This window comes from Paucisalibacillus globulus DSM 18846 (assembly GCF_000482485.1).
In the GTDB taxonomy this organism is placed as follows: Bacteria; Bacillota; Bacilli; order Bacillales; family Amphibacillaceae; genus Ornithinibacillus; species Ornithinibacillus globulus.
In genome coordinates, this window is the sequence record NZ_KI519437.1 from 293,462 (window position 1) to 308,698 (window position 15,237).

Annotated in this window: 13 protein-coding genes and 1 tRNA gene; 13 read left to right on the forward strand and 1 reads right to left on the reverse strand. The window is 36.1% G+C overall.

Annotation, left to right across the window (positions count from 1 at the left end; all coding sequences use genetic code 11):
* The first annotated feature begins 29 nt into the window (after positions 1 to 29).
* From pth to K332_RS0116930, 11 genes are all read left to right on the forward strand, one after another.
* Positions 30 to 590, forward strand: coding sequence for an aminoacyl-tRNA hydrolase (gene pth, locus K332_RS0116880; RefSeq protein ID WP_026908536.1), 561 nt, complete (start codon positions 30 to 32; stop codon positions 588 to 590).
* A 90-nt stretch (positions 591 to 680) separates the two neighbouring features.
* Positions 681 to 911 carry an anti-sigma-F factor Fin gene (gene fin / locus K332_RS0116885; protein ID WP_026908537.1) on the forward strand — a complete coding sequence of 77 codons (231 nt, stop codon included), beginning with the start codon at positions 681 to 683 and terminating at the stop codon, positions 909 to 911.
* Positions 912 to 1,203: 292 nt separating this feature from the next.
* On the forward strand, positions 1,204 to 4,722 hold the full coding sequence (gene mfd, locus K332_RS0116890; RefSeq protein ID WP_026908538.1) for a transcription-repair coupling factor: 3,519 nt from the start codon (positions 1,204 to 1,206) through the stop codon (positions 4,720 to 4,722).
* Between the two features lie 359 nt (positions 4,723 to 5,081).
* Positions 5,082 to 5,621, forward strand: coding sequence for a stage V sporulation protein T (gene spoVT, locus K332_RS0116895; protein WP_026908539.1), 540 nt, complete (start codon positions 5,082 to 5,084; stop codon positions 5,619 to 5,621).
* Positions 5,622 to 6,266: 645 nt separating this feature from the next.
* A complete protein-coding gene (locus K332_RS0116900) occupies positions 6,267 to 7,811 on the forward strand; it encodes a putative polysaccharide biosynthesis protein (RefSeq protein ID WP_026908540.1) in 1,545 nt (514 codons plus the stop codon).
* Between the two features lies 1 nt (position 7,812).
* Complete coding sequence (gene yabN, locus K332_RS0116905; protein ID WP_026908541.1) at positions 7,813 to 9,261, forward strand: bifunctional methyltransferase/pyrophosphohydrolase YabN; 1,449 nt, start codon at positions 7,813 to 7,815, stop codon at positions 9,259 to 9,261.
* Positions 9,262 to 9,265: 4 nt separating this feature from the next.
* Complete coding sequence (locus tag K332_RS0116910) at positions 9,266 to 9,529, forward strand: RNA-binding S4 domain-containing protein (RefSeq protein ID WP_026908542.1); 264 nt, start codon at positions 9,266 to 9,268, stop codon at positions 9,527 to 9,529.
* A gap of 53 nt (positions 9,530 to 9,582) precedes the next feature.
* On the forward strand, positions 9,583 to 9,885 hold the full coding sequence (yabP, locus tag K332_RS0116915) for a sporulation protein YabP (RefSeq protein WP_026908543.1): 303 nt from the start codon (positions 9,583 to 9,585) through the stop codon (positions 9,883 to 9,885).
* Positions 9,882 to 10,481, forward strand: coding sequence for a spore cortex biosynthesis protein YabQ (gene yabQ, locus K332_RS0116920; RefSeq protein WP_026908544.1), 600 nt, complete (start codon positions 9,882 to 9,884; stop codon positions 10,479 to 10,481). The genes yabP and yabQ overlap by 4 nt, the downstream gene beginning before the upstream one ends.
* A 4-nt stretch (positions 10,482 to 10,485) precedes the next feature.
* Positions 10,486 to 10,863, forward strand: coding sequence for an FtsB family cell division protein (locus K332_RS0116925; protein ID WP_026908545.1), 378 nt, complete (start codon positions 10,486 to 10,488; stop codon positions 10,861 to 10,863).
* Between the two features lie 71 nt (positions 10,864 to 10,934).
* Positions 10,935 to 11,318, forward strand: coding sequence for a S1 domain-containing RNA-binding protein (locus K332_RS0116930; RefSeq protein WP_026908546.1), 384 nt, complete (start codon positions 10,935 to 10,937; stop codon positions 11,316 to 11,318).
* Positions 11,319 to 11,723: 405 nt separating this feature from the next.
* On the opposite strand, the gene K332_RS0116935 is transcribed toward K332_RS0116930, so the two are convergent.
* A tRNA-Met gene (locus K332_RS0116935) sits at positions 11,724 to 11,797 on the reverse strand.
* A gap of 144 nt (positions 11,798 to 11,941) precedes the next feature.
* Between K332_RS0116935 and K332_RS0116940 the strand changes: the two genes are divergently transcribed.
* A complete protein-coding gene (locus K332_RS0116940; protein WP_026908547.1) occupies positions 11,942 to 12,400 on the forward strand; it encodes a DinB family protein in 459 nt (152 codons plus the stop codon).
* Positions 12,401 to 12,741: 341 nt separating this feature from the next.
* Positions 12,742 to 15,192, forward strand: coding sequence for a stage II sporulation protein E (gene spoIIE, locus K332_RS0116945; protein WP_026908548.1), 2,451 nt, complete (start codon positions 12,742 to 12,744; stop codon positions 15,190 to 15,192).
* The last annotated feature ends 45 nt before the right edge of the window (positions 15,193 to 15,237 follow it).

The following is a 15,237-nucleotide window of genomic DNA, read 5'->3' on the forward strand; positions in this document are numbered from 1 at the left end:
AATATATAAAAACAAAAGGAAGAGTCAAAATGAAATGTATTATTGGTTTAGGAAACCCGGGGAAGAAATATGAAGCCACACGTCATAACATCGGATTCATGGTAATCGATGAATTATTATCACGCCATAACCTCAACCTTAACAAAGATAAATTTAAAGGCAAATATGCAATCGAAACTATTAATGGTGAGAAGGTTATTCTCCTAGAGCCACAAACCTACATGAATCTATCAGGGGAATCCCTTAGACCATTAATGGAATATTATGATATAAATGTTGAAGATGTACTTGTTATTTATGACGATTTAGATATACCAACTGGTAAGGTTAGATTACGCCAAAAGGGTGGACATGGTGGACATAATGGAATTCGCTCCATCATCGATCATTTAGGAACGAAGGATTTTAAACGTATCCGTCTGGGTGTCGGACGACCAACATCACCAATTCCTGTTGTAGATTATGTGCTAGGATCCTTTCCAAAGGAAGAACAAGTTGCTGTACAAGAAAGTATTCAGAAAGCTGCAGATGCTTGTGAAAAGTGGTTGAATAAACAATTTGAAGAAGTAATGAATGAATTTAATGCATAACATGCCAGTTTATGTGTAAATTGTATAAAATGAGTCTTTTCGGATAAACCTATTAACTAGTAGTTAATGTTTATACGAGGAGGTTATCCTATGTCTGTTGTCTATACTTGTAGGCACTGTGGGCATGTAATTGGTGAAATTAATGAGCAAGTTATTGATACATCATTGCTCGGTTGGAATAAGCTATCAGATGAGGAAAAAAAAGAAATGATCCAATATAAATCAAATGGGGACGTACATATCCAAGCGATTTGCGAAAACTGTGAAGAAACCCTTGGAACACATCCTGAATATCACGAATTAGATTATTTCATACAATAAAACATAAAGTTATACAAAGCTTTGGTCCCCAAACCAAGGCATTTTTCTGCTTTATTTAGTAGATTTAACCTGGATGGTTGTTTGTAACTAAATAAATAGGAAAAATTAATTGTTTGCACAGAGTGCACGAATACACGGCAAGGTAGACACTGCGCTGATCCTAATCTGAGCAGATGTCGCTCTTATGGTGGTAGCAAAAGTGAAGTGTATTCGAGCAGCGGATTGGCAATAGGAAAAATGCTATTAACTTAGCAAATCCAACATTTGGGAAAGTCACAATGGGGGTTTTGAAGTGAAAGGTTTTAATCAATATTTAGAGTCACAAAAAGACGTACAGTCTATTATTAGCGGAATCGAAGGAAACTTAAAAGAGCAATTAGTTGCAGGACTATCTGGTTCAGCTAGAAGTATGCTAGTTTCTGCTCTGGAGGCGGCGACTACACGCCCGATTCTCCTTGTTACATATCAATTAGTCCAGGCTCAGCAGTTATATGATGATTTAACTGTATTAGTGGACGAGGACCATGTCCATTTATATCCTGTTAATGAGTTAATCGCTTCTGATATTGCTATATCTAGTCCGGAGTTAAAGAGCCAACGGATAGATGCTTTAACAAAATGGACCAATCAAAAATCTGGTATCTTAATTGCACCAGTAGCAGCATTGAAACGAATATTGCCCCCAATACATTATTGGAGTAAATACCAACTAACCTTCTCAGAAGGTGAAGAAATTGCACTGGATTCTTATTTAAGTTCATTAGTGGATATGGGATATGAACATGCTTCCATGGTAACAACACCAGGGGAGTTTAGTCGTCGTGGGGGAATTATTGATATTTACCCACTAACAGAGGCCCATCCTATTAGAATTGAAATGTTTGATGATGAAGTAGATTCTATTCGCTATTTTGATGCCGATACGCAACGATCATTAGACCGCTTGCAAAGAATAGCGGTTGGACCAGCAACGGAATTACTTTTAACGAATGAAGATATTCTTACCGGAGCAAATAGGTTAGAAGAGGCCCTCATCAACACATTAAAGAAAATGAAGTCAAAAGAATCGAAGGAAGAACTAGTAGAAGCGATTGAAGGGGATATCGAACGTCTAAAGAGTTTAGACCACTTCAAGGAAATGCATAAATACATAGGTTTTTTCTATGATAAACCTGCTAGTTTATTAGATTATTTACCAACAAACGGATTTATTATTCTTGATGAGATGAGTAGAATACAGGAAACCGCTACAAATTTAGATCACGAAGAAGCGGAATGGTATAGCAGTCTGTTAGAAGCAAATAAAATGGTGGCTGGTGGAAGATTCTCCTTTGACTGGCATTCTGTATTTATCAATATGAATGCCACGCGAATTTATATGTCTGTATTTTTACGTCATATTCCTAATACAAACCCACAGAATATCGTTAACCTTTCGTCAAGAGCAATGCAAGAGTTTCATGGTCAAATGCATTTATTTAAAAATGAATTGAAGCGTTGGTCCAAGGGAGACTTTTCTGTTGTTATTGCCGTACCAAGTAAAAGTAGGGCAGAGAAAGTTCAATCCATTTTAGCTGACTATGATATTGAAGCAGGGATTACAGACCACTTACAATTACCAGTAGAAGTTCCTACTATTGCTGTAGCTAATATGACAAGTGGTATTGAATTACCTATGCATAAGCTTGTTGTCATAACAGAGAATGAGTTATTTAAGAAAAAATCCAAACGACCAAGAAAGAAACAGAATATCTCCAATGCGGAACGAATTCAAAATTACCAAGAGTTAAAAGTTGGGGACTATGTAGTTCATACTAGTCACGGTATTGGACGTTATTTAGGTATAGAAACACTAGAAGTAAGTGGAAAGCATAAGGATTATATGCTAATTAAGTATTCTGGTGACGATAAATTATTCGTTCCTATAGATCAAATTGATCTCGTTAAAAAGTATGTTAGCTCAGAGGGAAAAGAGCCTAAGCTGTATAAGTTAGGTGGTAGTGAATGGACTAAAGTAAAACGCAAAGTACAGAGCTCTGTTGAGGATATTGCAGATGATCTAATCAAACTATACGCAGAAAGACAAGCTCAAAAAGGATTTGCTTATTCACAAGATGGGGAGTTACAGCGGGAGTTTGATGCATCATTCCCATATCAAGAAACAGAAGATCAACTGCGTTGTATCGAAGAGATAAAGCAAGATATGGAGAGTATTAGACCGATGGACCGACTATTATGTGGTGACGTTGGATATGGCAAAACAGAAGTGGCTATCCGTGCTGCCTTTAAAGCTGTTGCAGATGGGAAACAGGTTGCATTCCTTGTCCCAACCACGATTCTTGCTGGACAGCATTATGAAACGGTTCGGGAACGGTTTCAGGACTATCCAATTAATATTGGTCTATTAAGCAGATTTAGAACACCTAAACAACAAAAAGAAACAATCGACGGAATAAAACGAGGACTAGTAGATATTGTAATTGGAACCCATCGACTGTTATCTAAGGATATTGAGTATCATGATTTGGGATTATTAGTTGTTGATGAAGAACAACGATTTGGAGTTAAGCATAAGGAAAAAATTAAACAATTGAAATCAAATATCGATGTTCTAACGCTAACGGCAACACCAATTCCAAGAACCTTACACATGTCTATGCTTGGAGTTCGTGATTTGTCTGTAATTGAAACACCACCAGAGAATCGCTTCCCTATCCAGACATATGTAATGGAATACAATCCTGTATTGGTTCGTGAAGCAATTGAAAGAGAAATGTCCCGTGGTGGTCAAGTATTTTTCTTATACAATCGAGTGGAAAGTATTGATAAAATGGCTCGAGATCTCGGAATGTTAGTACCAGAAGCACGGGTTGCGATTGCTCATGGACAAATGAATGAATCAGAGCTTGAGAATGTCATGTTCGGCTTCTTAGAAGGAGAATTTGATGTTCTGGTAAGTACTACCATTATTGAAACGGGTGTAGATATTCCCAATGTGAATACGTTGATCGTCTATGATGCGGACCGGATGGGTTTAAGTCAACTCTATCAGTTAAGAGGTAGGGTTGGACGTTCAAACCGTGTTGCTTACGCATACTTTACCTATAAAAAAGACAAGGTTTTAACAGAGGTTGCCGAGAAACGACTACAAGCAATTAAAGAATTCACGGAATTAGGATCAGGCTTTAAAATTGCTATGCGTGATTTATCCATCCGTGGAGCTGGTAATCTTCTTGGGGCACAACAACATGGTTTCATTGATTCAGTTGGATTTGATATGTATAACCAAATGCTAAGTGATGCTATTGAAGCTCGTAAGCTTGGTAAAGATATTAAGGATGTTAAACCATTTGATCCAGAGCTAAACTTATCAATGGATGCGTATATACCGGACACTTATATTGAGGATGAAAGACAGAAAATCGATATGTATAAGCAGTTCCAAACATTTTCATCTAAGCAGGATATCCATGACTTGCAAGATGAATTATTGGATCGATTTGGGGATTTCCCTACAGAGGTAGAGAATCTTTTCATTGTTTCTGAACTCAGATGGTTAGCAAAAAAAGAAAAGATTGAATCCATAGTAGAAAAAAATTACAAGATTGAAATGCTTGTTTCAGTAGATAGGAGCCAGATGATTGATGGATCCAAAATATTTGAATTAGCAAATCAGTATGGTAGAGAAGTTATGTTAGGAACAGAGGGAAGTAAACTAAAGGTAATATATCGATATTCAAAAGATACGAAAATAAACCGATATGATACGATAAAAGACTTTGTAGGAAAAATGGATACGATTAACCGATAAAAGCGGGGATAGATTAACAAAAATACCACTCCTCCCTGCCGTATACACGGGATTAACTTTTAAAAATATCTTTTTAGATGTAGGTTCATACAAATAATAAAAAACTAGTTATTATATCGGGAATTTCCATGAAGAACAGAAAATGGTATTTCATGTATAGTTCTTCCAAGTTGATTCATACTACTAAAACACAACAGCAGTTTTAAAAAATACAAAAGAAACGCTAAAGGTTGTGTAAGTACTTAGGGCGTAGGCTGTTAGTTAAACACCTAACCAAACAATCACCATTGTAACTTAATAGGCTTAGCTTCGAATCTTTGGCACCAAAAATCATCATAAGAAAGCGAGGCTTCACTTGAATGAAGGCAACAGGAATTGTACGACGGATTGATGATTTAGGTAGAGTAGTCATCCCGAAAGAAATTAGAAGAACATTACGAATACGTGAAGGAGATCCGCTTGAAATATTCATTGATCGTGAGGGTGAGGTAATTCTTAAGAAATACTCACCAATCAATGAATTAGGAAATTTTGCAACGGAGTACGCACAGGCACTGTTTGATTCTCTCCATCATCCAGTATTAATTTGTGATCGTGATGAAATTATCGCAGTAGCTGGGGAATCCAAAAAAGATTATTTAAATAAAAACATTGGTTCAAAAATTGAAAAAGCAATTGAAGCAAGACTGCAAACATTGGAAACAGAAGGTAGCTCGCTAGAATTATTAGCAGGAAAAGAAGAGAAAGTAAACTCTTATTGTATAAGTACTATCATTGCAAATGGTGACCCGATTGGTTGTGTTGTGATGTATTCAAGAGAAGGCGATAATAAGTTAGGTGAAGTAGAACAAAAGTCTTTGGAAACAGCAGCAAGCTTTTTAGCAAAACAAATGGAATAGAGGTTTAAAAGAGTAAAAATTAGTTATTCAAAAACTAATTTTTACTCTTTTTTTAGCCAAATAAAAGATTGACTTTTCTGGTATTGCATCTAACTAATAGTAGATAGAAACTGTGCGGTAACTAATAGTGTTTGATTGTGCATTAAAATGATGTATAGCAGGGTTCTATTCGTCATTTCACCTAAGTATCTGCATCAAAATGATGTATAGCGGCGTTCTATTCGTCATTTCACTCCAGTATCTGCACCAAAATGATGTATAGCAGGGTTCTATTCATCATTTCACCCCAGTATCTACATCAAAATGATGTATAGCGGGGTTCTATTCGTCATTTTGCTCCAGTATCTGCATCAAAATGATGTATAGCAGGGTTCTATTCATCATTTCACCTAAGTATCTGCATCAAATTGATGTATAGCGGGGTTCTATTCGCCATTTCACTTAAGTATCTACTTCAAAATGATGTATAGCTCGGTAATTTCTTAAGTTACCGCGCAGTTTATACAAATACGGAAACAGTCTTTAAATAGTAGGGCGAATAGAGCAAAAGTAAAGATGCGCGCCACTCACGGACTAGCTAGACATCCATATGGTATAATGGAGTGGAAATTTAAACAGTGGGAAAGCCCTAAGAGGACGTTACATATGGAATCTAATAAATTTGTTAAGGGTGCTTTAATTTTAACGTTAGCTGGATTAATCAGTAAGGTTTTAAGTGCTGGATATCGAATTCCCTTACAAAACCTTACTGGTGATTTTGGCTTCTATATTTATCAGCAAGTATACCCCATTCTTGGAATAACGCTAGTCCTTGCCCTGTACGGGTTTCCAACAGCAATATCCAAGTTAACAGCAGAAAAAAAGGACATTTCTATTACATATTTTATCTTGCCTATTTTAACCATTCTATTCGGGATTTGCGGTACTTTGGCATTGCTTCTTTTTATTAATGCTGAATCTATCGCCATTTTCGTTGGAGACGTGAGGTTGACTTCAGCCTATAAATTAGCAAGTATAGTATTGTTAGTTATTCCTTTCTCTGCTTTACTGCGCGGTGTATTTCAAGGAAAAGGGGAAATGAAGCCAACAGCCTATTCACAAATTGGCGAACAATTTTTTAGGGTTATGATTATTATTGTGATGGCGGTATGTGTGGCGAAATACGGAATAGATATTTATCAAATAGGTAATATTGCTGGGATTGCCTCTATTATTGGTGTAATTGCAGCAATTATTATACTGATTATTTTCTTTTTGAACTTTAAACCAACCACAACTTTGAGCCAACCAATCCCTTGGAAATATTATGGGAAAACAATCATGGTATTTGGATTAATTGCGTCATTGAATCATATGATCTTGTTGATTATTCAATTTGCTGATTCATTTACTATTGTACCTAAGTTAGTAGAATATGGTTTATCAAATCAAGCGGCAATGGAAGTAAAGGGTGTCTTTGACAGGGGGCAGCCACTAATACAGATAGGGGCTGTTCTTGGATCATCCTTTGGACTTGCCTTAATACCTAGTATGGCAAAGGACGCTTTAGCAAGACAACGACAACATATTGATAGTTCGTTAAAAATAAGTTTTTATTTAGCGTGGGGTGCCACATTAGGATTAATATTACTATTTCCAGAAGCAAATCGGTTGTTGTATCAAGATAATCAAGGGGAACAAGCATTAAGCCTGTTGATGGTAGCCGTTGTATTAAGCTCCCTAATTATTACATCAAGTTCTATACTGCAAGGGTTAGGGCATGTCAAGTGGACAGCTCTATTCATTTTGGTAGCCTTTTTACTTAAATGGTTATTAAATTGGCTATTAATTCCACGTGTTGGTATAGCAGGTGGCTCAATCGGAACTGTATTTAGTTTATTATTTTTAACCTTTGCCACATTACTAAAATTAAAAATGTCCTTGCGAAGTAAAAAGCTAGTGCATATTAACTGGAAGGCATTTATCCTTTCTAATATTGGAATGATTGCATTTATATTTTGTATAAAAATGATGCTACCAACGGATGTATTTTCTAGGATAGAGTTATTATTCTTCGTTCTTATAGTTTCAGTAATCGGAGCATTAATCTATCTATTAATTCTCATACGCTATCAAGCTTTTTCAGAACAGGAATTAAATCTTTTACCTTTTGTTTCAAGGTTTTTAAATAGCAGCAATAGGAGGAAATAAAATGAAGCATCGTATAGAAGTCATTGGATTAGGAGCAGGTGAAATAGAACAATTACCACTTGGTATTTACCGTAAGTTAACGAATATGAATCATGTTCTGTTTACTCGCACATTAGACCACCCAGTAATTCAGTCATTAAGTGAAGAGGGTGTGACTTTTTCTTCGTTTGATTATTTATATGAACGGGAAAAGGAGTTTGAATCAGTATATCAAGAAATTGTGAAAGTTCTCTTAGAAACAGCACAGGATAAAGATGTGTATTATTCCGTCCCAGGTCATCCTATGCTCGCGGAGAGAACGGTTCAGCTTCTACTCGAACAAAAGGAAGTAGAAGTGGCAATAATAGGGGGACAAAGTTATCTAGATGCCTTATTCACATCCTTGAAAGTTGACCCAATTGAAGGCTTTCAGTTTGTCGATGGTACAAGTTTTACTAGGGAACAGCTTGACTATCAACATCATATTGTTTTTTGCCAAGTATATGACCGGTTTATAGCATCTGAAGTAAAACTAGCGTTATTAGAGGATTTACCAGCTGATTATCAAGTAACCATTATAGATGCAGCTGGAAGTGAAAAGGAGAAAATGATAACAATACCATTAGAAGAATTAGACCATAGATTAGAGATAAGTAATTTAACTAGCGTTTATATTCCTCCTGCGCCAAAGCAATTACTAAATCATACATTTAATCGACTTAGGGAAGTAATTGCTATTTTAAGGGGTCCAAATGGCTGCCCTTGGGATAAGGAGCAAACACATGAGTCATTGAGAGAATATGCCATTGAGGAAGTTTATGAACTGATTGAAGCTATAGATGAGCAGGATGATAACGGTATGATTGAAGAACTTGGCGATGTTCTTCTGCAAATAATGCTACATAGTCAAATTGGTGAGGACGATGGGTATTTTTCTATTAATGATGTAATTCAATCTATTACAGACAAAATGATTTATAGACATCCTCATGTGTTTTCTGATGTATCTGTCCAGTCCGTTGATGATGTGATGACAAATTGGGAAGGACTTAAGCGTAAGGAAAAAGGTGATGTCAGGAAGTCAGTCTTGGATGGAATACCAAAAGGCTTACCATCGCTTCTAAAGGCTTATAAATTACAAAAGAAAGCAGCTAAAGTCGGTTTTGATTGGGATCGAGTAGTAGATATTTGGAATAAGCTTGATGAAGAAATAAAAGAAGTAAAGGTAGCCATTGATTCGGGTAATGAAGAGGAAGTAGAAAAGGAATTCGGTGATGTATTATTTGTCCTTGCCAATTTAACAAGATATTATAAAGTAAATCCAGAGAATGCTTTAAGCCTAACTAATAAGAAGTTCTTTCAGAGGTTCTCATATATTGAGGAGAAATTGCATGAAAAAGGGAAGGATATTAGGCAATCTACACTAGAAGAAATGGATTATTATTGGGATCAAGCGAAGGGGAGAGAGTAAACTCATGCGTTTAGATAAATTTTTAAAAGTATCTCGATTAATTAAGAGACGTACTCTAGCAAAAGAAGTCGCAGATCAAGGCCGGATTTCCATAAATGGAAAAGAGGCAAAGGCGTCTTCGATGGTATCTGTAGGGGATATGATGCAAATTAAATTCGGTCAGAAGCTTGTAACAGTTGAGGTTACGGCTCTAAAAGAAACGGTTCGAAAAGAAGAAGCTGACATGTTATATAAAATTATTAAAGAAGAAAAAATAGATAGAGAATAGTTCTAGACTTGTCCCTCCTTTCATAAAATATTACTGATAAGGAGGAAGCGGATATGAACTATTATGAAAAAGAAAATAGTACAAGAGTGACTCAACAGGAACATCAGTTAAAACTAAATAATCGTAGGTTGTTAGAAATTACAGGCGTGAAAGAAGTAGATAGTTTTGACAATGAGGAGTTTCTATTAGAAACAGTTATGGGATACCTAATCATTCGTGGGCAAAACCTTCAGCTGAAGAATTTAGATGTTTCGGAGGGAATTGTTGCTATTAAGGGTAAGGTGTACGAAGTTTCCTATGTAGATGAACATTCTCAGGAGAAGGCTAAAGGATTCTTTAGCAAGCTATTCAAATGACACTAAGTATCCAGTTTTTAACCATGGTTTCCATGATTGCTGGAGGCTTTTACCTTGGTGTTGCATTAGATACTTTTCGCAGATTCCATAGACACTGGAAAAGAAATGTGTTTTTAGTTTATTTTATGGAAGTTAGCTTTTGGCTCACCCAAGTATTCATATTATATTTTATATTATTTCAAGTGAATTTAGGTGAGCTAAGGGTTTATGTATTTGTTGCATGTTTATTAGGGTTTGCAGCTTATCAAGCATTGGCTGCAACCCTATATAAACGATTATTAGAACGAATAATTATTATAGCTTCAAGAATCTATCGAATAATTTTTAATCTAGTAAAGAACGTAATTATTGCGCCGATAAGATACTTAATTAAGTTTCTAATAGCAAGTGTAATCTTCCTCTTTAATATGATTATGGTAGTTTTGGGTTTCTTTTTGAAGTGTATTTACCTCCCGTTGAAATGGCTCTTAAAACAGGTTTATCGTTTACTTCCAAAAAAGTTCAAATTAATTTTACACAAATTAGCAGGATTTTATAGTAAAATACAGAATATATGTAGAAAGTATTGGAAGCTCATTTCATCAAAGAGGAGGTGACGCTATGCAAAAGAAGAAGACAATTACAAAACTAAACTCAAACTATATGGAACAATATGATGCTTACATAGAAAGACAGAAGCGGAAGAAAAAGCGCCTTTATCGGAGGTTAGCTCTTTTTCTCATTTTAGTTGCCATTGCAGTTGGTAGCATGGCGGTATACCACTTCCAACAACGAGCATTACATATAGAAAAAGCGGAAGAGTATAAGCTACTTAAAGAAGAAATAGCTAACTTGAAAAAAGCAGAAGATAAGTATAAAGAGGAAATAGAATTACTAAATGATGAAGAGTACATTTTAGAAATTGCTCGCACCAAATATTTCCTATCTAAAGAAGGCGAATTAATTTTTAAAACGCCAGATGATGATACGTCATATTGACACACTTTTGAGTTACTAGCTATAATATATAAGTAAGGTATTTAAAAATCTTAAGGAGGAGCATTTTTTTTATGTCAATTGAAGTAGGCAGCAAGCTGCAAGGTAAGGTAACCGGTATCACAAATTTTGGTGCTTTTGTTGAGCTCGGCCAAGGCACAACAGGATTAGTTCATATTAGTGAGGTTGCCGATAATTATGTTAAAGACATTAATGAACATTTAACAGTAGGTGACCAAGTAGAGGTTAAAGTAATTAATGTCGAAAAGGATGGCAAAATTGGTTTATCAATTAAAAAGGCAAAAGAAAAAAAGCCAGTCCGTCATAATCCAAGAGAACGCACGGAAACATTTGATCAAAAAATGAACCGATTTCTTAAGGATTCTGAAGATCGATTAGCCTCTTTGAAGAAGCACACAGAATCTAGGCGCGGAGGTAGAGGTGCTAGAAGAGGATAGTAGATGCTGTCTACCGGATAATGCTCTATTTATTTAATATATGTCAATCAAACAGCTACGTTTCATGTAAACGTAGCTGTTTTTTTGTTGGGTATCTACGGACATTGAACATAATGAGTTGATGGAAACTGCGCGGTAACTTCACTTAGGATTTTAAGTTGAGCTTCTAACTCCGCTCCGGAAATACACTCCGCTTTCCGCGGGCGGCTGGTGAGCCTCCTCACTCCTTCGTCGTTGCGGGGTCTCACCTATGCCTATCCTCCCGGAGCGGGGGATAGCAGTTCACCAACTCCAGCTATCCATAAAGGTTACCGCACAGTCTATACAAATAGCAACAAACTGTACAAAAAGATACTAAACAAAAAAAGCCTGTTATCCAAAACAGATAACAAGCTTTTTATTTGATAGCGGCGGAGGGGATCGAACCCACGACCTCACGGGTATGAACCGTACGCTCTCGCCAGCTGAGCTACGCCGCCATAATATAATTTGACTTTTTTTCTTTAAGCCAACAAAAATCATCATACAATATGAAACAAATTGTGTCAATATCTTTTACTAAAAAGGGTATTTTCAGATAAAATTGAATTTATAAAAACACAATGGAAAGATGGTGATAAATAGTGGAGAGGCGCTATAAAGTATTATTTAAACAACTATCTACTTATCGTGAAGAAACCTTAAGTCTAATTAAGGATATTACGGATGAAGAAGCGGAAAGAATACCAACTGGATTCAGTAATAATATAAGGTGGAATCTAGGACATATCTATCTCGACCAATATTTGTGGATTGAATCTGTGACCAAGGAAAAGTCTTTTCAAACTAAAGTGTTTAATACGTGGTTTGGCTTTGGGACAGGCCCGGAGAATTTTACAGATAGTACACCTAACTTTTTTGAATTAAAAGAGTTACTTCACCGTCAACCGATACAAATAAAAGAAAAATACATGGACCGTTTAGAAGAAGAATTCGAACCTACCGAAATGGGTATGTATACGATAGAACAAGTACTAATCCGCACCATATATCATGAAGGTCTACACGCAGGGGCAATTCAATATTTAAAAAGATTTTTATAGTCACCTACCATAGGGTGGCTTTTTTGCTGTCTTCCAAAAATATAGTGATTTGGAAGGAAGAGAAAAGTAAGTTTACATTAACTGTATCCTATTACAATGACGTTCTCTGACAAAAAGAATACACAAAAATACAGATTATGTAGAAATGCCCACCACCTACTAGATTTCAGTCGAACGATTTATGGATTCTATCTTCTTGTTTTGACAAAAAAAAATAACGATATGTGGTTTACTGTTATGAAAGAGTCATGTCCATAAGAATAATATATGCCAACAATCCGTCCGTTAGAACTACATATACAAAGTGAATTTAATAATAACTGTCAAAGAGGAGTGGTTGAATGGAATCAGTTACTAGGGCTCATACAAAAGCAATAGGTGTGGAAGGTACATTTCTTGAAAATATGCGAGTGAGAGTATACACAGGGGGTAAAAGGATTCTACTAGATCGCGGATGGCTTTATGTTTTTGTAGGTTTTTTATTGGGACGGGCTATTATCTTGTCAGTAGTTTCGCCATTTGCGGTCGCCTTTTTAGCAACATTGTGGTTTATGCATAAAGATAAGGCACCTAAAGTGCTGCTTGCTACGATATTAGGTGCATTTACTATTTCACTATCACATGGTTTATTTGTCGGTATTGCAATGTTTTTCTTTATTATTATCAGTGCCATATTCAAGAACATAAAAGGTCAGCAAACTAAAATTCCAATCTTTGTGTTTCTTGCAACGGTAGGGCCAAGGATTTTTCTATACTCCATCTCTGGAGAGCTCACTTCCTATGAATGGATGCTTATTTTCGTAGAAGGTGTACTTGGTACAGTCTTAGTATTAATTTTCATGCAAAGTGTTCCATTATTATCACAAAGAAGATATCGTCCCACATTAAAAAATGAAGAAATCGTTTGCATGATTATTCTTATTGCCTCTATCCTGACTGGAACAGTAGGTTGGGAAGTTTACGGGGCTTCATTGGAACAAGTCTTATCCAGATACTTTGTTTTAATATTTGCTTTCGTTGGCGGAGCAGCAATTGGCTCAACAGTCGGGGTTGTCGTTGGTTTAATTTTATCATTAGCAAATGTGGCCAATCTGTACCAAATGAGTCTACTAGCATTTTCTGGTTTGCTCGGAGGATTACTAAAGGAAGGTAAAAAGATTGGTGTTGGTGTAGGGCTATTGGTTGGAACATTTTTAGTAGGGATTTATGGAGACTCTAGTGCACTCCTACCATCCTTAGTCGAATCTTCCATGGCAATTCTACTATTCCTTATTACACCAGCTAGTTGGTTTACACAATTATCACGTTATATCCCAGGAACGGAGGAGCATGCTAATGAACAGCAACAATATCTACAGAAAATCCGGAACGTAACGGCTAAAAGAGTGGAACAATTTTCGGAGGTCTTTGAGGCTTTGTCTAAAAGCTTTAGTTCTGCAGAAAACTATTCTTTGGAAGAAGCTGAAGCTGAGCGGGAGACGGATTATTTTCTAAGTAATGTTACTGAAAAAACATGTCAATCCTGCTTTATGAAAGAACGGTGTTGGCAACAACAATTTGATACAACCTATGCCTTAATGGGGGAGTTAAAGAAAGATATAGAAACAGGAAATGACCCAGGAAGAAAACTTGTGAAGGAATTTGAAAACCATTGTATTAAATCTCGTAAAGTAATTGATACGATGAAAGAGGAAATGTCCTATTTTGAAGCAAATCGTAAACTTAGGCGACAAGTATTTGAAAGTAAGAAATTAGTTGCGGAACAACTGCAAGGTGTTTCCGATGTAATGGAGGATTTTGCTAAAGAAATTTTAAAGGAAAGAGAACAACATGAAAATCAAGAGATGCAAATTAGTCATGCATTAAAGTCAATTGGTATTGAACTAGAGAAATTAGATGTTTACCGGTTGGATAAAGGGAGTGTAGATATTGAGATGACCGCATCTTTTTATGATTACCATGGTGAAGGGGATAAGCTCATTGCACCCGTTATTTCCGATATATTAAATGAAACCATTATTGTTAAACAAGAGGACATATCACCTTTTCCAAATGGCTATTCCTATTTGGCGTTTGGGTCGGCAAAGGAATTTACTGTTGAAACCGGTGTTGCTAATGCTGCAAAGGGTGGAGGGGTAGTTTCTGGAGATAGTTATACCATGATTGAGCTCGGTGAAGGGAAATATGCCATGGCCATTAGTGATGGAATGGGTAATGGAGTGCGTGCTAATGAGGAAAGTAAGGAAACATTAAGGTTACTTCAACAAATTTTACAGACAGGTATACCGGAGAAAGTGGCAATCAAATCTATTAATTCTATTCTAGCTCTTAGAACAACTGATGAGATGTTTGCAACACTTGATTTAGCAGTTATCAATTTGCATAATGCATTTGTTAGGTTTTTAAAGATAGGATCAACTCCTAGTTTTGTAAAGCGAGGAGAGCAATTATTAAAGATTGAAGCAAGTAATTTGCCAATGGGGATAATACGTGAATTTGAGGTTGATATAGTTAACGAACAATTACAGTCTGAGGACCTTCTAATTATGATGAGTGACGGTATTTTTGATGGGCCAAAACATGTGGAAAATACGGATCTCTGGTTAAAACGAAAGATTCGTGAGATGGAAACAGACAATCCACAAGAAATAGCGGATCTATTATTAGAAGAAGTCATTCGAACGAGATCAGGAGAAATAGAAGATGATATGACGGTATTGGTTGCTAAAGTAAAAAAGAATATTCCAGAGTGGGCGACCTTTCCAATCTATCAAACAAAAGCATCCGTCTAATTAATGCTAGATTATTTCTATACTTATGGCTAGTCTCCGGCGGAT

Bases quoted from the DNA above. Each gene is read 5' to 3' on its own strand.
- spoVT (WP_026908539.1), top strand. From the start codon at position 5,082: ATGAAGGCAACAGGAATTGTACGACGGATTGATGATTTAGGTAGAGTA.
- pth (WP_026908536.1), top strand. From the start codon at position 30: ATGAAATGTATTATTGGTTTAGGAAACCCGGGGAAGAAATATGAAGCC.
- spoIIE (WP_026908548.1), top strand. From the start codon at position 12,742: ATGGAATCAGTTACTAGGGCTCATACAAAAGCAATAGGTGTGGAAGGT.
- K332_RS0116910 (WP_026908542.1), top strand. From the start codon at position 9,266: ATGCGTTTAGATAAATTTTTAAAAGTATCTCGATTAATTAAGAGACGT.
- K332_RS0116925 (WP_026908545.1), top strand. From the start codon at position 10,486: ATGCAAAAGAAGAAGACAATTACAAAACTAAACTCAAACTATATGGAA.
- K332_RS0116930 (WP_026908546.1), top strand. From the start codon at position 10,935: ATGTCAATTGAAGTAGGCAGCAAGCTGCAAGGTAAGGTAACCGGTATC.
- fin (WP_026908537.1), top strand. From the start codon at position 681: ATGTCTGTTGTCTATACTTGTAGGCACTGTGGGCATGTAATTGGTGAA.
- yabP (WP_026908543.1), top strand. From the start codon at position 9,583: ATGAACTATTATGAAAAAGAAAATAGTACAAGAGTGACTCAACAGGAA.
- yabN (WP_026908541.1), top strand. From the start codon at position 7,813: ATGAAGCATCGTATAGAAGTCATTGGATTAGGAGCAGGTGAAATAGAA.
- yabQ (WP_026908544.1), top strand. From the start codon at position 9,882: ATGACACTAAGTATCCAGTTTTTAACCATGGTTTCCATGATTGCTGGA.
- K332_RS0116900 (WP_026908540.1), top strand. From the start codon at position 6,267: ATGGAATCTAATAAATTTGTTAAGGGTGCTTTAATTTTAACGTTAGCT.